Origin of the sequence: Bordetella genomosp. 5 (genome assembly GCF_002261475.1) — a bacterium.
GTDB lineage: Bacteria > Pseudomonadota > Gammaproteobacteria > Burkholderiales > Burkholderiaceae_B > Bordetella.
The window spans coordinates 93,141-112,583 of record NZ_NEVN01000005.1 but is presented as its reverse complement, the minus strand read 5'-3'; the positions used below and the strand labels follow the sequence as shown (position 1 = coordinate 112,583).

Below are 19,443 nucleotides of genomic sequence, written 5' to 3'. Positions count from 1 at the left end.
GCAGCAGACATGGATACACCCGGCGCGAACACCGCTCAGCAGGACGATGGTCTCTGGTACAAGGACGCCATCATCTATCAATTGCACGTGAAGTCGTTCTTCGACGCCAACAATGACGGCGTGGGCGATTTTGCCGGCCTGTTGTCCAAGCTGGACTACATCGCCGACCTGGGCGTGAACACGCTGTGGCTGTTGCCGTTCTACCCGTCGCCGCGCCGCGACGATGGTTACGACATCGCGGATTACCGCGGGGTGCATCAGGATTACGGCAACGTCGCCGACGTGCGCCGCCTCATCCGCGCCGCGCACGCCCGGGGGCTGCGTGTGATCACCGAGCTGGTGGTGAACCACACCTCCGATCAGCACCCGTGGTTCCAGCGCGCGCGCCGCGCCAAGCCGGGCTCGGCCGCCCGCAATTTCTATGTCTGGTCGGATGACGACAAGGCGTATGCCGGCACCCGCATCATCTTTGTCGACACCGAAAAGTCGAACTGGACCTGGGACCCGGTCGCGGGCGCCTACTTCTGGCACCGCTTCTATTCCCATCAGCCCGACCTGAACTACGACAACCCGCAGGTGCTGCGGGAAGTGCTGTCCGTCATGCGGCACTGGCTCGACATGGGCGTCGATGGTCTGCGTCTGGACGCGGTGCCTTATCTGGTCGAGCGCGAAGGCACCAACAACGAAAACCTGCCGGAAACCCATGATGTGCTGCGCCAGATCCGTGCCGTGATCGACGCGGAGTATCCCGGCCGCATGCTGCTTGCCGAGGCCAACCAGTGGCCCGAAGACGCGCAGGAATACTTCGGCAAGGGCGACGAGTGCCATATGTCGTTCCACTTCCCGCTGATGCCGCGCATGTACATGGCCATCGCGCAGGAAGACCGCCTGCCCATCACCGACATCATCCGCCAGACGCCGGACATCCCCGAGACCTGCCAGTGGGCGATCTTCCTGCGCAACCACGACGAGCTCACGCTCGAAATGGTGACCAGCCGCGAGCGCGACTATCTCTGGAGCGTGTATGCGGCCGAGCCGCGTGCCCGCATCAACCTCGGCATCCGCCGGCGCCTGGCGCCGCTGCTGGAGCGTGACCGCCGCCGGGTGGAGCTGATGAACAGCCTGCTGTTCTCGATGCCCGGCACGCCGGTGCTGTACTACGGCGACGAGCTCGGCATGGGCGACAACGTCCATCTCGGCGACCGCGATGGCGTGCGCACGCCGATGCAATGGTCGCCCGACCGCAACGGCGGCTTTTCGCGCGCCGATCCGGAGCGCCTGCCGCTGCCGGTCATCATGGGCCCGCTCTACGGCTACGAAGCCATCAACGTCGAGGCGCAGCAGCGTGATCCGCATTCGCTGCTGAACTGGACCCGCCGCCTGCTGGCGCAGCGCCGCCAGACGCAGGCCTTCGGCCGCGGCTCGCTGCGCTTTCTGTATCCGGGCAACCGCAAGGTGCTGGCGTATCTGCGCACCTGGCAGGACACCACCATTCTGTGCGTGGCCAATCTTTCGTCCGCGGCGCAACCGGTGGAACTTCATCTGCAGGACTACAACGGCCGGGTGCCGGTCGAGATGCTGGGCAAGACGCCCTTCCCCGGCATCGGCGAACTGCCCTACCTGCTGACCCTGCCGCCCTACGGCTTCTACTGGCTCGACCTGAGCGCCGATGTGGCGCCGCCGGGATGGCACGCCAGCATGCCGGAAGCGATGCCCGATCAACTCACGCTGGTCCTGCGCGGCAAGCGCCGCGGCGGCCTGGCGTTTACCGACACCTCGCAGCCGCTGCTCGAACGCGAGGTGCTGCCCGCCTATCTGGCACGTCAGCGCTGGTACCCCGCGGACGGCGCGCCGTCGCGCGCCCAGGTGGTCAGCATCACGGCGCTGCCGGTGGCCTCCAGCGAACTCGAGTGCTATCTCACCGAGCTCGATACCGGCGCGGCGCCCACACGCATGCAGGCGCCACTCGCGCTGTGCTTCGCGGATGCCTCCGTGCCCTACGCGATCGCCCGCGCCCGCCGCGTGGCCGAGGTCGGCACGATGACCGACGCGATGCTGTTGCCCGAGTTTGTCCGTGCGCTGGTGTCGCAGTTCGCGCAACAGACCCGCCTGCCCAGCATCGATGCCGACGGCGCGCCCGACGGCGAGGTCAGCTTCGAGGCCGAGGCCGGCCTGCCGGAGATCGACGCGGCCGAGATCGAGCTGCGCTGGTTGTCGGCCGAGCAATCCAATACTTCCGTCGTCATCGGCGAGCACGCCGTGTTCAAGCTGATGCGTACCGTCGCGCCCGGCGCCTCGCCCGAAGTCGAGATGAGCCGCTACCTCACGCGCGGCGGGTATCGCCACACGCCGGCCCTGCTGGGCGAAATGGTGCGCATCGACGCTCAGGGCGAGCGCCGCACGCTGGGCGTGATGCATGAATACGTCGTGAACGAAGGCGACGCCTGGCGCTGGACGCTCGATACCGTCAAGCGCCATCTGGACGGCGCCCTGCTGACCGGCACGTCCGTCGAAGAATTCGAAGCCAATCTCGAGGGCTTCGAGGTCATGGTCGGCACCATGGGCCAGCGTCTGGCCGAGCTGCACGCGCTGCTGGCGCAGCCCAGCGACGACGCAGCGTTCGCACCGCAGACGGCGAGCGACGAGGACGGCGAGGCTGCTGCCGCGCGCGTCGTGGCACAACTCGACGCGGCGCTGGCGGCGCTCACGGCCACGCAGGCCCGACTCGAGCCCGGCTCCCGCGCGTGCGCGGCCTGGCTGGCCGAGCACCGTGACCGGCTGGTCGCGCTGATCGAGCGCCTCACGGGCCACCTGACCGGCACCACGCTGTCTCGCGTGCACGGCGACCTGCACCTGGGCCAGATCCTCGTGGCGCAGACCGACGCCTACCTGATCGACTTCGAGGGTGAACCCATCCAGGGTCTGGAGCAGCGTCGCGCGCTCGCCAGCCCCATGAAGGACGTGGCCGGCATGCTGCGCTCGTTCGATTACGCCACCGCCACGCTGCAGCGCGATGAAGCCGCGGGCGCGGTGCCGCTGGACGCCAACACGCCGCCGGCCACCGCCGCCGGCCAACCGCAAGAACAACGTGACCATCTGCTGGGCCGGGTGCGGGCACGCGCGGCGCAGGCCTTCCTCGCGGGTTACGCGACGGGCGGCCAGACCGTGTCGGAGCCGCTGCTGTTGCTCGCCCAGCTGGAAAAGGCCGCCTACGAGATCTGCTACGAGGCGGCGCATCGCCCCGACTGGATCTCCATCCCCCTGCACGCACTGGCCGAACAGGCGCGCGCCTGCCTGATCGACGCCGCCCTCGACAAGGACCCCGAGTGATGTCTTCCCGCCGTACCCCCGTCTCCGACACGGACCTCGCCGCGCTGGTCGCGGGCCGTCACGCCGATCCCTATGCGGTGCTGGGCCCGCACGCCGGCGAGGTGCGCGCGCTGCTGCCCGGCGCCGTCTCGGTCACGGCGCTCTCCCCGGACGGCGAACGCGTCGCGCTCGAAGAAACCACGGCCGGCGTGTTCAGCGCGCCGGTCGATTTCGCGCGCGCGGGCGAGCCCGGCTCGTACCGGCTCGCCATCGTCTGGCCGGGCAGCGCCGGCCAGCAGACCGAGATCGAAACCGCCGACACGTATGCCTTCGGGCCGCTGCTCGACGACGACACCGTGCATGGCCTGGCGCAGGGCTCGTGGTGGCATGCGGGCCAGGTGCTCGGCGCCACGCCGATGACGGTGCACGAGATCGACGGCGTGCGATTCGCGGTCTGGGCGCCCAATGCCGACCGCGTCGCGGTCGTGGGCGACTTCAACGGCTGGGACACGCGCCGGCATGCCATGCGGCTGCGCCATGCCGCCGGCGTCTGGGAAATTTTCGTCCCTGCCATCGGGCCGGGCGAACGCTACAAGTTCGCCATCACCACCCGCGCGGGCCAGACGCTGATGAAGGCCGACCCCTGCGCGCGCCAGACCGAGCTGCCGCCCGCCACCGCGTCGGTGGTGGCCGAGCCCGCCACCTACACCTGGTCGGACCAGGCCTGGATGGACCGGCGCGCCGCGGCGCAATCGCCGCAGGCGCCCATTTCGATCTACGAGCTGCAACCCACGTCGTGGTTGCCCGCGCCCGGCACGACCGACGGCGACAGCGTGTGGGCCCGCCTCGCGGACCGGCTGCCCGACTACGTGCAATCGCTGGGCTTCACCCACATCGAGCTCATGCCGATCATGGAGCATCCGTTCGGCGGCTCCTGGGGCTACCAGCCGCTCTCGATGTTCGCGCCGAGCGCGCGCTACGGCACGCCCGCCGAGTTCGCGCGCTTCGTCGACCGCTGCCATGCCGCGGGCATCGGCGTGATCCTCGACTGGGTGCCGGCGCACTTCCCCGACGACGCCCATGGCCTGGGCCGCTTCGACGGCACGGCGCTGTACGAATACGAAGATCCGCGCGAAGGCTATCACCCCGATTGGCACACGCTGGTCTACAACCTGGGCCGCACCGAAGTGCGGGCCTTCATGATCGCCAGCGCCATGCACTGGCTGCAGCAGTTTCACATCGACGGCCTGCGCGTCGACGCGGTGGCCTCGATGCTGTATCGCGATTACAGCCGCAAGGCCGGAGAGTGGATTCCCAACGTGCACGGTGGCCGCGAGAATCTCGAGTCCGTGGCCTTCCTGCAGAGCCTGAACGAGACGCTGCGCGAGCACTGCCCCGGCGCCATCTCGGTGGCCGAGGAGTCCACCGCGTGGCCTGGCGTGACGGCACCGGTCGCGCAAGGCGGTCTGGGCTTCCATTACAAGTGGAACATGGGCTGGATGCACGACACGCTGCGCTACATGGCGCACGACCCGGTGCATCGCAAGCATCATCACCACGACATGACCTTCGGCATGGTCTACGCCTACTCCGAGCACTTCGTCCTGCCGCTCTCGCACGATGAAGTGGTTCACGGCAAGGGCTCGCTCGTGCGCAAGATGCCGGGCGACGACGAGACCCGGCTGGCCAATCTGCGCGCGTACTTCGGCTACATGTGGGCCCATCCCGGCAAGAAGCTGCTGTTCATGGGCGGCGAGCTGGCGCAGTTCGAGGAGTGGAACCACGATGCACCGCTGCCGTGGCACCTGCTCGACCAGGCGCGGCATCGCGGCGTGCAGCGTCTGGTGGGCGACCTCAACCGTCTCTACCGCGACCTGCCCGCGCTCTCGGCGCGCGACTGCGAGCCCTCGGGCTTCGCGTGGGCCATCGGCGACGACGCCGACAACAGCGTGCTCGCCATGCTGCGCACCGACGGGCAGGACTGGGTGCTCGCGGTGAGCAACCTCACGCCGGTCACGCGCCGCGAGTATCGCATCGGCGTGCCTCGCGCCGGCCGCTGGACCGAATGCCTGAACACCGACGCCAGTGTCTATGGCGGCCATGGTGAAGGCAACGGCGGCGCGGCACAGACCGCCGAGACGCCGGCCCATGGTCATTCGCAATCGCTTTCCCTCACCCTCCCCGGCCTCTCCACGATCTACCTGTCGTTCAAGGAATGACTCCCATGGATTATCTCGGTCTGCCCCGCCTGCTGCCAGGCCGTCCCTACCCGCTCGGCGCCACCAGCGACGGCCTGGGCGTGAATTTCGCGGTTTTCTCGGCCAACGCCACCCGCATCGAGCTTTGCATTTTCGATGCACGCGGACGCAAGGAGCTCAAGCGCTTCACCCTGCCCGAGTGCACCGACGAGGTCTGGCACGGCTACCTGCCCGACGCCCAGCCCGGCCTGCTTTATGGCTATCGCGCTTATGGTCCCTACGATCCGCGCAACGGTCACCGCTTCAACCCGCACAAGCTGCTGCTCGACCCTTACGCGCGCCAGTTGTCGGCGCCCTTGCAGTGGTCCGATGCGCTGTTCGGCTATCGCCTGAACCACGCGCGCGCCGACCTGAGCATGGACCGCCGCGACAGCGCGCCGGCCATGCCCAAGGCCGTCGTGACCGAAGACGGCGTCTTCAACTGGGGCGATACGCGCCCGCCGCGCACCAACTGGAACGACACCGTGGTGTACGAGGCGCATGTGCGCGGCGTGTCGATGCAGCGCGACGATCTGCGCCAGCCCATGCGCGGCACCGCCACCGCCCTCGGCGATCCCCGCTTCATCGATCACCTGCATCGCATCGGCGCGACCGCGATCGAGCTGCTGCCGGTCCACGCCTTCCTGCAGGAACGTTTCCTGACCGAACGCGGGCTGCGCAACTACTGGGGCTACAGCACGCTGGCGTTCTTCGCGCCGGAGCCCGCCTACGTGCCGCAGCAGGGCCCGAACGAACTGCGCCAGGCGATCCGCCGGCTGCACGCGGCCGGCATCGAAGTCATTCTCGACGTGGTCTACAACCACACCTGCGAAGGCAGCGAACTCGGCCCGACCCTGTCGTGGCGCGGTCTGGACAACGCCAGCTATTACCGCCTGATGCCCGGCGAAGAGCGCTACTACATCAACGACACGGGCGTCGGCAACACGGTCAACGTGTCGCACCCGCGCGTGCTGCAGATGATCACCGATTCGCTGCGCCACTGGGTGCAGTCGTACCAGGTCGACGGGTTCCGCTTCGACCTGGGCTCGACGCTCGGCCGCGAAGGCACGGGCTTCGACCCGGGCTCGGGCTTCTTCGACGCGGTGCTGCAGGATCCCGTGCTGAACGGCGTGAAACTGATTTCCGAACCCTGGGACATCGGCCCCGACGGCTACCAGCTCGGCAACCACCCGCCCCGCTTCGCCGAATGGAACGACCGCTTCCGCGATGGCGTGCGGCGTTACTGGCGCGGCGACCCCGGCCAGCGCGGCGATCTCGCGGCACGGCTTGTCGGCTCGCGCGACGTCTTCGACCGGCGCCACCGCCGGCCCTGGGCCAGCGTGAACTTCGTGGCCGCCCACGATGGCTTCACGACCGCGGACATCGTGAGCTACAACGAGCGCCACAACGAAGCCAATGGCGAGGAAGGGCGCGACGGTCACAGCGAGAACTACAGCCGCAACTGGGGCGAAGAAGGCCCGACCGACAACGCCGACGTGCTGGCCACGCGCGCCCGCGTGCAGCGTGCCTTGCTGTCGAGCGTGTTGCTGGCCGACGGCACGCCCATGCTGCTGGCGGGCGATGAGTTCGGCAACAGCCAGGACGGCAACAACAACGCCTATTGCCAGGACAACCCGCTCTCGTGGCTGGACTGGAACCAGGCCGCCTCGCCCGAGGGCCGGTCGCTGACGGCCTACGTCGGCCGCGTGGCGGCGCTGCGCCGCGAGCACCCGAGCCTGCGCGCCGCGCGCTTCGGCAACGCCGACGAGGAACTGCATCCCGGCGTGAACGCCGTCACCTGGTTCGATGCCGGTGGCCAGCACATGAACCAGCCGGCCTGGGAGAACGCCGAAGACCGCGTGCTGCAACTGCGGCGCGCCTTCCGCTGCGAAGACGGCTCCGTCGACGTGACGCTGCTCATCATGAACGCCGGTGACGACGATGCCGAGGTCACGCTGCCCCAGCCGCAACTGGCGTGGGAAAGCGCCCTGGACAGCGCCGCGCCAGATGCCGCGCCCGGCCCGCATGGCGAAGCCACCATTGCGGTCGGCGCGCACGCGCTGCGCGTGCTGTGCGTGCGGGTGCCGGCGGCGAGCGACGCCGCCCCCGCAAAAAAACAGGAGGCCGGATCGCCCGAGCCCGACGCGCCGGGCGAACCGCGCCCGGACGATGGCGGCGCCGATCAGCCCGCCGCGCAACCCGAAGCACAGGTGTCCCCATGATTCAGGCTCGTTTCCCCGCCTTTGGCGCCTGGGTGCTCCCCGACGGACGCACCCGCTTCCGCCTGTGGGCGCCCAGCGCCCCGCCCGGCCTGGCCCTCGAGATCGACGGCCGCGCGCCGATTCCGCTGGTGCCTGACGCCGACGGCTACGCCGAGACCGTGGTCGATTGCGGGCCGGGCGCCCGCTACCGTTACCGCATCGACGACGACACGGTGGTACCGGATCCCGCGTCGCGCCTGCAGGACGGCGATGTGCACGACCCCAGCGTCGTCGTCGCGCCCGACAGCTATGCCTGGCAACACACCGAATGGCGTGGCCGCCCCTGGCACGAGTCCGTCATCTACGAAGCCCATCCCGGCCTGGCCGGCGGCTACGCCGGTCTTGCCGCGCGGCTGCCCGCGCTGGCCGCGCTGGGCATCACCGTGCTCGAGCTGATGCCGATCGCCGACTTCCCCGGCCCGCGCAATTGGGGCTACGACGGCGTGTTGCCCTACGCGCCGGACACGGCCTATGGCACGCCCGACGAACTGAAGGCGCTGATCGACACCGCCCATGGCCTGGGCGTGTCGGTGATGCTGGATGTGGTCTACAACCACTTCGGGCCCGACGGCAACTATCTCCCGTTGTATGCGGGTCCGTTCTTCACGGCCGATGCCTCCACGCCGTGGGGCTCCGCCATCGATTTCAGCCAGACCGCGGTGCGGCAGTTCTTCGCCGAGAGCGCGCTGCACTGGCTCAAGGAATATCGCTTCGATGGCCTGCGGCTGGACGCCGTGCACGCCATCGCCAGCGACGAATGGCTCGTGGAGCTCGCCGCCACCTTGCGCGCCGAAATCGGCGATGGCCGCCATCTGCATCTGGTGCTCGAGAACGACGACAACCGCGCCCATCTGCTGCAGAACGCGTACGACGCGCAATGGAACGACGACGGCCACCACGTGCTGCATCGCCTGTTGACCGGCGAGTCCGCCGGCTACTACGGCGACTACAACGAGGAACCGGCCACGCTGCTGGCGCGCTGCCTGCGCGAAGGCTTCGTCTACCAGGGCCAGGCGTCGGCGCACCGCGGCGGCGTGCCGCGCGGCGAGCCCAGCGGCGCACTGCCGCCCACGGCGTTCGTGCTGTTCCTGCAGAATCATGATCAGACCGGCAACCGCGCACTCGGCGACCGCCTGCAGGCGCTGGTCGACGACCCGGAACGACTGCGCGCGGCGGTCGCGCTGCAACTGCTCGCGCCGCAAATCCCGCTGCTGTTCATGGGCGAGGAAACCGGTTCGCAGGTGCCGTTCCAGTACTTCACCAGCCATCCCGATCCCGCGCTGGCCCAGGCCGTGCGCGAGGGCCGTCAACGCGAGTTCGCGAGCTTCCTGCGCGATCACGACAGCGCCACCCTGCCGGATCCCAATGCGGCGTCGACCTTCATCGCGAGCCAGCCCGAACTGCTGCCGGCGCCCGGCGAAGCCATCCCGGACGTGCGCGCGACCGCGTGGATCGACTATTACACCTTGCTGCTGCAGCGACGTGCCGAGTGGGTCACGCCGCGCCTGGTGGGTGCCCGCGCCGTCGATGCTCAGCCGCTGGGCCCCGCCGCCGTGTACGCCAGCTGGCGGCTCGGTGACGGCAGCACGCTGCTGTTGCTGGCCAACCTGGGCGAGGCCGAAGCCGTGCTGCCCGCCGGGCTGCGTCAACAGCTCGCCGGCATCGACACCGGAACGCGCTTCGAGAGCCGTGATGGCGCGCTCGACGCCTTGAGCGATGGCGTGCTGGCGCCCGCCTGCACCATCGCGCTCCTGACCGCTCCCGACGAGGCCGCATGACGCATCGCGCCGATCCCCTCCTGAGCGAACTGGCCGAGGCCGCCGGGCTGGCGCAGCACTGGACCGATGCCCAGGGCCGCGGCCAGCAGGTGGGCCCGGACACCCTGCGCACCGTGCTGGACGCACTCGGCTTCCCCGCGGCCAGCCTGGAGCAGGCGCGCGAGAGCCTCGCCGACCTGCGCGCGCAGCAGGAGGCCCCGCCCGCGCTGCTGGTCACCGACGCGGGCGCCGCGTGCCCGATCGCCGGTCTGCCGGGTTCGGCTAGCGGCCCCTACGAGATCCAGCTCGACAACGGCTCGGTCGCGCAGGGCGTGCTGCAGCTGGACACGCAGGGCCGGCCCTGCATCGTGGCGCCGCAGCGCCCGGGCTACCATCAGTTGGTCATTGGCTCGCACAGCGTGCGACTGGCCGTGGCGCCCGCCACGCCGACCTCGCTGCCGGCGCGCTCCTGGGGCGTGGCCGCACAGGTCTACGGTCTGCGTTGCGGCGATCCGGCGCGCCCCTCCAGCCGCGCCGGCCACGGCGACTTCGCCGCGCTGCGCGAACTGGCCGTCGCGGCCGCCGCGCAAGGCGCCCAGGCCGTCGCCATCAGTCCCGTCCATGCGCTCTACGCCGCGCATCCCGCGCACGACAGCCCTTACTCGCCGTCGAGCCGGCTCTTTTTCAATCCGCTTTATGCCGATGCCGCGGCCGTGCTCGGCAGCGCCATGGTGGAACGCGCGTGGCAGGCCCTGCCCGAGTCCGAGCGCGCGCTCGCGGCGCAGATCGATGCCCGCAGCGAGATCGACTGGCCGCGCGCCGCGCGCGTGCGCTTCGCGCTGCTGCGTCAGCTGCATCGCGACTTTGCCCGCGCGCCCGCCGTTCTCAAGCGGCGCTATGCCGGCTTTCGAACGGCCGGCGGCCAGGCCTTGCGCGACCACGCGGTGTTCGAGTCGCTGCACGCCGAGCACACCACCGCCGTGGGCAGCGTGGCCGAGGCGCACTGGCAGCACTGGGCGGAGCCGTTGCGCGACGCCCGCTCCAGCGCCGTGGCGGCCTATGCGCTGCGTCACGAGGACGACGTCGATTTTCATTGCTTCGCGCAGTGGCTCACCTCCGCCAGCCTGAGCGAGACGCAGCTGGCGGCGCGCCGCGCGGGCATGCGCGTCGGGCTCATCACCGACCTGGCCGTGGGCGCGGATCCGCGCGGCAGCCAGACCTGGAGCCGGCCCGGCGACTTCCTGGCGCAGCTCTCGATCGGGGCGCCTCCCGACATCTACAACCCGCTCGGCCAGGCCTGGGGCCTGTCGGCCTACTCGCCGACCGCGCTGCGCGCGCAGGGCTATCAGCCCTTCATCGACCTGCTGCGCGCCAGCCTCAAGCCGGCGGGCGGCGTGCGCATCGATCACATCCTCGGCCTCGCACGCCTGTGGCTGGTGCCGGGCAACGTGCCCGCCGAGGGCGTTTACCTGCGCTATCCGCTGGCCGATATGCTGCGGCTGGTGGCGCTCGAGGCATGGCGGCATGAAGCCGTGGCCATCGGCGAGGACCTGGGCACCGTGCCCGAGGGTATGGGCGAAGCGTTGGAGGCGGCCGGCGTGGCCGGCATGAGCGTGCTCTGGTTCGAACGGGGCGCCGCCCAGGACGGCCCGGCGCCCTTCCTGCCCGCGCGCGAATGGTCCGACCGCAAGCTCGCGCTGACCACGACGCACGATCTTCCCACCGTGCGCGGCTGGTGGCGCGAACGCGACATCGACTGGCGCGTGCAGCTGAACCTGCTCGGCCCCGACGAAACCGAGGCGAGTATGCGCGAAGCCCGCGCGGCGGATCGCGAAGCGCTGTGGCAGACGCTGGCGCCGGCCTCGCGCCGGCCCGCGCCCGTCGCCGCCCCGCTGGCGCGCGTGCTCGACCACGTGGCCGCCACGCCCGCCCCGCTGATGATCGCGACGCTGGAAGACCTCTGCGCCGCGACCGAACAGCCCAATCTGCCGGGCACCGTCAGCGGCCACCCCAATTGGCGGCGCCGCCTGCCCGCGCGGCTCGCCGCGCCCTTCGACCAAGCGGCCGTGCAACGCCGCGCGGCCCTGCTGCGCGCTGCACGACCCGGACCCACCTCTACCGAAAGCGAGCCACAATGAGTTCCCCGCGCGCCACCGCCCGCCTGCAGCTGCATGCAGGCTTCACCCTCGATCAGGCTCGCGACCAGGTTCCGTATTACGCGGCACTGGGTGTGAGCCACCTGTACCTCTCTCCGATCACGCAGGCGCGCGAGGGATCGACGCACGGCTACGACGTCGTCGATCACACCGTCGTGAGTCCACATCTGGGCGGCATCTCGGCCCTGCGGCGACTCGCCGAAACGGCCCGCACGCACGGGCTCGGCCTCATCATCGACATCGTGCCCAACCACATGGCGGCGCATCCCAGCAATGCCTGGTGGTGGGATGTGCTGGCCAATGGCGCCGCGAGCGTTCACGCACGCTGGTTCGATATCGATTGGCATGCGCAGGACCCCGCGCTGCGCGGCAAGGTCCTGCTGCCCATCCTGGGCCAGCCCTACGGGCAGGCGCTCGAGAGCGGCGACCTGCGGCTGGTCTTCGACACCAGCGCCGCGCGGTACGCCGTCGCCGCGGGCGGCACGCATCTGCCGGTGGCAGAGGGCTCCTTCGCGGCGGACGCCCTGCCCGACGTCACGCTGGCCGCCCATGCGCCCGACGATGCGGCCGGCCGCGCCCGTCTGCACGAATTGCTCGAAGCCCAGCATTACCGCCTGGCGTGGTGGCGTTGCGCGCCCGACCAGATCAACTGGCGCCGCTTCTTCGAGATCAGTGAACTCGTGGGCGTGCGCGTCGAGGAGGAAGAGGTCTTCGATGCCGTGCATGCGCTCGTGCTGCGCCTGTACGGCGCCGGCCTCATCGATGGCGTGCGCGTCGACCACATCGACGGCCTGGCCCAGCCGGGCGCGTATGCGCGCCGCCTGCGTACCGCGCTGCGCGATGCCGGCGCCCATCGGCAGGCCCAGGGTCTGAGCGTCGAGCCCTATATCGTCGTCGAAAAGATTCTTGCCGCCGGCGAGCCGCTGCCCGCGAGCTGGCAGGTGCAGGGCACGACCGGATACGACTTCATGGATCAGGTGTCGGCCGTCCTCCACCTGCCCGACGCGCAGGCACCGTTCGAGGCGCTGTGGCAGGAGCTCGCCCACGACGACCGCCCCGTAGAGGAACAGTGGCTGGCCGCGCGCGACCGCATGCTGCGCCGGCATTTCGTCGCCGAACGGCGCACCCTCACCCGCCTGCTGGCCGAGATCGCCCGCAGCGATCGCGCCACGCGCGACTGGACCGAGGCCGCGATCGGCCGCGCGCAGTATCTGCTGTTGCGCCACTTTCCGCGCTACCGCAGCTATGCCGGCGAGCACGGCCGCAGCCCGTCGGATCAGCAAGCCTGCGATGTGGCCCTGCAGGCGGCGCTGGCCGAGTCGGCGGGCGACCCCGCGCAACAGGACTTGCTCAGGCAGATCGACCAGTGGCTCTCGGGCGGCGCCCCCGCCAGCAAGGCCACCAACGGGCAGCGCGCGCAGGCCGAGACGCAGGCGCGCCTGCGCGCCCAGGCCGTGCAACGCTTCGAACAACTGACCCCGCCGCTGGCCGCGAAGTCGCTCGAAGACACGCTTTTCTACCGCTACGCGCCGCTGCTCTCGCGCAATGAAGTGGGCTCGGAGCCGACCCACTTCGCGCTGTCCGTGGCCGACTTCCATGAGGCGTGTACCACGCGCGTGAGCCATCATCCGCAGGCGATGCTCGCCACCGCCACGCATGATCACAAGCGCGGCGAAGACGTGCGCGCACGTCTCGCCGTACTCACCGAAGACCCTGAGCACTGGGTGCGATGGGCGCACGACTGGGTCGCCGATGCCGGCGCCGCGACGCGCGTCCATCCCGCCGACCGCTACCAGCTCGCGCAGACGCTCGTGGGCGCATGGCCCGACGGCCTGAGCCCCGACGACGCCGAAGGCGTGCAGGCCTGGCGCGAGCGGCTGGAGCAATGGTGGATGAAGTCGCTGCGTGAAGCGAAGGAGCGCACGAGCTGGACCGATCCGGACGCCGACTACGAGGCCGCGTGCACCGCGTTGCTCGAGGCGCTGGCACCGGGCGCCCCGCTCGCCCCGCTGATGCAACGCGCCGCGGCGCTGTCCGCCCGACTCACGCCCGCCGGCCGCATCAATAGCCTGGCGCAGACCTTGCTGCGCCTGACCACGCCGGGCGTGCCCGATCTATACCAGGGCACCGACCTCTGGGACTACAGCCTGGTCGACCCCGACAACCGGCGCCCGGTCGATTTCGACGCACGCGCGGCGCTGCTGGCGCGTCCGGCGCAAGCCGGCACCGCACCGGCCGCGGGCGACTGGGAAGACGGCAGCGTGAAGCAGCGCGTGATTCGCGCGGCGCTCGCGAGCCGGCAGGACTGGCCCGCCCTGTACGCGCAGGGCGACTACACGCCCCTGACGGCGACCGGCCCCGGCGCGGACCACGTCATCGCGTTCCTGCGCGCGCACGGCGGCCGCTGGATGCTGGTGGTGGTGCCGCGGGGCTGCGCCACGCGCCTGGCCGCGCCCGACGACGCCGCAACGAAGCAGTGGCTGGCCGATACGCGTATCGGTCTGCCCGCGGACCTGGCCGGCTTGAGCTGGACCGATGCGCTGTCGGGAGACGCCGCAGCGGCGCGGATCGCGGCGCACGATGGCCAGGATCAGCTGACGCTGGCCGATCTGTGGGGCCGGCTGCCCGTGGCCCTGCTGCACGGCGCCTGAGCGCGGACACGCGCCCGGCTCCCTGCGGGTTCAGGCCACGTCGGAGGCGGGCGGTTCGGGCGCCACGGCCCCGGCCGCCCCGTCCGGGCCCGTGAGCTGGCGCATCTGCTGCTGACGCAGCACGCGACTCACGCGCTGCGTCAGCTCTTCCATGTGGAACGGCTTCACGATGAGCTCCATGCCCTCATCGAGAAAGCCCTTGCCGCGCGCCGCATTCTCGGCGTAGCCGGTCATGAGGATGATCTTCACGTGCGGATGGGTGATGCGCGCCGCGTCGGCCAGCTGACGCCCGTTCAGGCCCGGCAGTCCGACGTCGGTCAGCAGCACGTCGACGCGCGGCGCGTTGCACACCATGTTGCGGCCCGCTTCGCCATCCGCCGCCGTGATCACGCGCACCTGCAGCTGCTCCAGGCTGGCGCGCACCATCTCGCGCACGCCGGCATCGTCTTCCACCAGCGCCACCACGGCATGCGGATCGCCGACCGGGCCCACGCTCGCGTCGAAGACATCGGGCGGCACTTCCGTCACGACACCGTCGTAACGCGGCAGGAAGATGGTGACCGTCGTGCCGCGGCCCGGCGCGCTCTGGATGGTGGCCACGCCGCCGGCCTGCTGCGCGAAGCCATAGATCATCGACAGGCCGAGGCCCGTGCCCTCGCCCAGCGGCTTGGTGGTGAAGAACGGATCGAAGGCCTGCGCGACCACGTCGGGCGGCATGCCGACGCCGGTATCGATGACCGACAGCGCGACATACTCGCCCGGCACCAGTTCGGGAAACTGCCGCGTCACGACCGGCTCGAGACGGCGATTCTCGGCGCGAATGCGCAGCGTGCCGCCATCGGGCATCGCGTCACGGCCGTTGATCACCAGATTGAGCAGCGCGTTTTCGAGTTGGTTGCCATCGCAACGAACGCCCGCCAGATCGTCGGCGAAGTCCAGCACCAGCGCGACGTGCTCGCCGATGTAGCGGCGGAACAAATCCTCCATCGAGGTCAACACCCGGGCCGGCGACAGCGGTTTGGGATCGATGGGCTGGCGGCGCGAGAATGTCAGCAGCCGCTGCGTGAGCCGTGCGGCGCGCTCGGTCGACTCCATGGCCGTGTTGATAAAGCGTTCGACCTCATCGACCTTGCCCGACGCCAGCTTGCGGCGGATCAGGTAGAGCGCGCCGGAGATCCCCTGCAGCATGTTGTTGAAATCGTGGGCGATGCCGCCCGTGAGGCGGCCCACCGCCTCCATCTTCTGCGATTGGCGCAGGGCGTCGGCCGTCTGGGCCAGCGCCTCGGCCTGCGCCTTCATTTCGGTATCGTCGCGGCCCGCCAGGTACAGCATGCCCTGGGTCTGGGCCATGCTCCAGGTGATCCAGCTATAGCTGCCGTTGCGATTGAGCAGCCGGCTTTCGAGGTGGCGCGCGCCCAGCTGACCCGGTTGCGGCGGACTGAACGCGGCCAGCGTGTCGGCGAGGTCTTCGGCGTGCACCAGCTCGGCCAGCGGCATCGACAGAAACTGATCCGGGCTCCAGCCCAGAATCGATCGGACGGCCGGATTCACGCTGATGAAGCGGCCCTCGGCGTTGACGACGGCCAGCAGCTCGGGCGACAGGCGCCAGATGCGGTCGCGTTCGGCGATCGCGAATTCCACGCGCTGCTCGAGCATCTTGGAATAGCCCGCGCGCTCGATGGCGTCGCAGACGCGTTCGGCCACCTCTTCGATGAACGCGATGTCGTTGCCCTTGATGCGTCCGCCGGCGCTGGGCCGCACATACAGCGCGCCGCCCATGCGGCCCCACCGGCGCATCGGCACCGCGAGCGCGCTCGGATGCGCGGTGCCCGTGGCGGTGGTGAGAAACGGCGCGAGATACGCGGTCTTGCCGCTGCGCACGGCTTCGCGGAATTCGCTGCTCAGCTGATTGGCCAACGCATCCGGCTCGAGCTCGTCTTCACCGTGGGCGAACCAGCAGGTCGAGAGCGTCACGCGGTCGTCGGCCTCGACATCGACCACGGCCGACACGCCCAGCCCCAGGTGGCGGCCCAGGGCCTCGCAGGCCGTCGTTTCGATCTCGTGCTGGCCTTGCTGATTGCGCAGCGTATCGCCCAGCGTCAGCAGAAAGCTCTTGCGGTGCTGCCCTTCCCAAAGCTCGGCCTCGGCCGCCTTGCGCGCGGAGACGTCGAGAAACAGCGCGGTGAGCTGATCGTGGCCTTCGCGCCGGGCGCGCGCCTCGTACCAGCCCTCGCGCGGGCCGGGCACGGCGATCTCGAACTGCGCCGGTTCGCCCGTCTCCACCACGTTGATGAAGGTCTGCATGATCTGGTCGGGCACGCGCGGAAACATCTCGCGCAGCGTGCGTCCCAGCGTGTCGCCCGCGCGCAGGCCGCTCTGGCGTTCGAGCGCCGGATTCACCTCGAGAAAGCGGAAGTCGGTGATCTGGCCATTGCGGTCGCGGATCGCCTCGCTCAGGAAGAAGCCTTCCTGCATGCGTTCGAAGATGCCGCGCCACCGCTCGCTGCTGCGGCGCAGCGCGCGATCGCTCATGTAGCGTTCGATCACCAGGGCCGCGGTGCGCGTCACCAGCGCGATCGCGTCGATGTCCTGCGCGGAGGGCGTGTGCGGCGTCAGGTAGTAATTCGAGAAGACGCCGAGCACGCGGCCATCGGTGGCGCGGATCGGCGTGGACCAGCAGGCGCGCAGGCCATGGGCCAGCGCCTCGTCGCGCCAGGCCGTCCAGTTGGGATGCTGAGCGATGTCATCGACATAGACCGGCGCACAGAAATACGCGGCCGCGCCCCACGACGCCACGGTCGGCCCGATCGGCGCCTGCTCGATGGTGTCGAGATAGGCCTGCGGCAGGCTCGGCCCCACGACATCGATCAGGTGCTCGCCGGTGTCGTCCAGAAACGAAATCGCCGTGCGCAACGGAACACTGGACTGCGCCTCGACCGCATGCAGCACATGCGCCAGCACATCCGCGAGCGGCACGCCCGCGGCAATGCGTTGCAGCATGACGCGCTCGTCTTCGAGACGCGCCAGGGTATCGGTCCATGGATTGCTGACCTGGTCGCCCTTGCTCAGCATGCTTGCCCTCCCGCGCCTGCAACCATTCTGCCCATCGGCCTCCCCAAAACGGTGCTTCGTATCCTATGCCGACTGTATTGCGGATGACGGCATGCGCCAAGTCCTGCCCGGCCCGCGGGCGCCAGCAAACGATGTGCCATGCGGGAATAGCGACCGGCGGTCGCTCTGAGGGAGCGGGACATAGGGCGGAGAAACAGTGACCGGACTCCGCATGGTAACCGAGTGGGGCAGCCGCCCCCGCGCGGGCGGGCACGGCGCACCCTCGCCGCCGCGTTGCGCGGTGGCGCGCCGGCGCCTCAATAGCGGGCGGGAGATGACGCCGTGGGGGGGCGCCTGCGCGGGTCAGGGACCACGCGTTCCGGGCAGAGCGTGCCCGCTGCGGCGCTCAGCGCGCGGTGGCGCCCAGCACCTCGCACAGCAGCCGGACATGGGCGTCGCGGCGCTCGATCCAGCCGGCCGTGCTGCCGGGCGGCTCGGTCAGCGTGAGCACGATGCCGTGGACCAGCGGCGAGAGCGCGAGCCAGGGTTGTTCGATCAGCACCGTATCGCCGCACAAGCCGCGCTCGCGCGCGCGCCGGAGCATGTCGGTGACGGCGCGCAGATGTTGCGCCACCGCTTCTTCACGCCAGCGCTGCACCAGTTCGGGCACACGCTGGCTTTCGGTCAGCAGCAGCCGCAGAACGCGAATCCGGTCGGGCTGCCCGATCCACTCATAGACCTGGGCCAGGAAGCGCTCGATCAGGGTGCGCAGATCCGGCGCGAAATCTACCAGCGCGGCCACATCCAGCGGCAGCGGCGCCAGGCCGCGTTCGAGCAGCGCTTCGAACACGCGCTCTTTGCTGCGGAAATGCGCGTACAGCCCTCCTTTGGACAGGCCCGCGCGGCGGGCGATGTCGTCCATGCGCGTCTCGGCATAGCCGCCTTCGGCGAACTGCACCAGCGCCGCATCCAGGATCTGGTGTATGCGCAGGGCGGGCGGGAGCCGGCGACGAACCGGCAAGTGGCCGGACGGGATCGAGGCGGGGGCGTGGCGAGTGTCCATGAGGGGCGGCGAGCGGCCGGCATTTACAGTGATGCCCCATTGAAATCCGACCGCCCGGTCGATTCATTGATCTGTATCAAACGCGCCGCAAGCAGTGTGCCGAAACCGCGTTCCCGACGCCGTTCGGGCCCGCGGGGCGCGCATTGGAAAGGCTCGCGACATGCCGATACACACTATTTGATCGTGCGCAAGGCACGAACTTTCTACTTTGCTATCCTGGACTTGCGGGTTACGAGCGGGGAGGCAGGCGCACGGGGCGCCCGCCGGCGACCCCGCCGCATACTAAGGAAGAGACCATCATGCTCAAGATCCAGGTTCCCATCGACGGTTCGGACTGCTCCCTGCGAGCGCTCGACAACGCCATCGCCATGGCGAAAGACAGTGCCAGCGCCGAGCTCTACCTGCTCAACGTGCAGGTGCCCATCGTGTCCGGCCACGCCAAGATGTTCCTGCGCAATAACGAGATCGACGAGTACTACGCCGCCGAGGCCAAGACCGCGCTCGAAGAAGCCGTCAAGCGCGCCGAGGCGAGCGGCGTGTCGTACAAATCGGAAATGCGCAGCGGCCAGCTCGGCGAAACCATCGCCACCGCCGCCAAAGAACACGGCTGCGACCGCATCGTGATGGGCACGCGCGGCCTGGGCGCCGTCGCCGGCCTGGTGCTCGGCTCCGTGGCGCGCAAGGTGATCCACGTGGCCGAAGTGCCGGTCACCCTCATCAAGTAAACAGCAGCGCGCATCGCGACGATGCGCACAGCCCCGGCACGCGCGGGATCGGCGCGGCCGGGGCTATTTTTTTTCCGCTGGGCCGCCCCGAGGAAAAAAGCGCCCCCTCGGGGGGCAGCAAGCCGAAGGCGCAGCGTGGGGGCATTTTCCTCGCTGGGCCGCCCCAAGGAAAAAAGCGCCCCCTCCGGGGGCAGCAAGCCGAAGGCGCAGCGTGGTGGCCCAACCCTTTTTGT

The 19,443-nt window shown here is 69.9% G+C and carries 9 protein-coding genes; 7 read left to right on the top strand and 2 right to left on the bottom strand.

What is annotated here, in order from left to right:
- The first annotated feature begins 9 nt into the window (after positions 1-9).
- Genes treS through treY form a run of 6 tightly spaced genes read left to right on the top strand, consistent with a single transcriptional unit; the run spans position 10 to position 14,371 of the window.
- Positions 10-3,330 (top strand): maltose alpha-D-glucosyltransferase, encoded by a 3,321-nt coding sequence (gene treS / locus CEK29_RS10610; RefSeq protein ID WP_094858056.1) that lies wholly within the window; start codon positions 10-12, stop codon positions 3,328-3,330.
- Positions 3,330-5,528: a 1,4-alpha-glucan branching protein GlgB gene (gene glgB, locus CEK29_RS10605; RefSeq protein WP_094858055.1), complete on the top strand. Its 2,199-nt coding sequence runs from the start codon at positions 3,330-3,332 to the stop codon at positions 5,526-5,528. The genes treS and glgB overlap by 1 nt, the downstream gene beginning before the upstream one ends.
- A gap of 5 nt (positions 5,529-5,533) precedes the next feature.
- The gene (glgX, locus tag CEK29_RS10600) at positions 5,534-7,768 is read left to right on the top strand and encodes a glycogen debranching protein GlgX (RefSeq protein WP_094858054.1); all 2,235 of its coding nucleotides are present in this window, start codon (positions 5,534-5,536) and stop codon (positions 7,766-7,768) included.
- Positions 7,765-9,585: a malto-oligosyltrehalose trehalohydrolase gene (gene treZ / locus CEK29_RS10595; protein ID WP_094858053.1), complete on the top strand. Its 1,821-nt coding sequence runs from the start codon at positions 7,765-7,767 to the stop codon at positions 9,583-9,585. Before glgX ends, treZ begins: the two co-directional genes overlap by 4 nt.
- Entirely contained in the window at positions 9,582-11,702 is a 2,121-nt protein-coding gene (gene malQ, locus CEK29_RS10590) for a 4-alpha-glucanotransferase (RefSeq protein ID WP_094858052.1), read from the top strand. Before treZ ends, malQ begins: the two co-directional genes overlap by 4 nt.
- Positions 11,699-14,371 carry a malto-oligosyltrehalose synthase gene (treY, locus tag CEK29_RS10585; protein ID WP_094858051.1) on the top strand — a complete coding sequence of 891 codons (2,673 nt, stop codon included), beginning with the start codon at positions 11,699-11,701 and terminating at the stop codon, positions 14,369-14,371. Before malQ ends, treY begins: the two co-directional genes overlap by 4 nt.
- Before the next feature lie 30 nt (positions 14,372-14,401).
- On the opposite strand, the gene CEK29_RS10580 is transcribed toward treY, so the two are convergent.
- Positions 14,402-17,443, bottom strand: a complete 3,042-nt coding sequence (locus tag CEK29_RS10580; protein ID WP_094799584.1) for a GAF domain-containing protein — start codon at positions 17,441-17,443, stop codon at positions 14,402-14,404.
- Between the two features lie 385 nt (positions 17,444-17,828).
- The gene (locus tag CEK29_RS10575) at positions 17,829-18,485 is read right to left on the bottom strand and encodes a TetR/AcrR family transcriptional regulator (protein ID WP_094858050.1); all 657 of its coding nucleotides are present in this window, start codon (positions 18,483-18,485) and stop codon (positions 17,829-17,831) included.
- A 299-nt stretch (positions 18,486-18,784) separates the two neighbouring features.
- On the opposite strand from CEK29_RS10575, the gene CEK29_RS10570 reads away from it, so the two are divergent.
- On the top strand, positions 18,785-19,210 hold the full coding sequence (locus tag CEK29_RS10570) for a universal stress protein (RefSeq protein ID WP_094858049.1): 426 nt from the start codon (positions 18,785-18,787) through the stop codon (positions 19,208-19,210).
- The last annotated feature ends 233 nt before the right edge of the window (positions 19,211-19,443 follow it).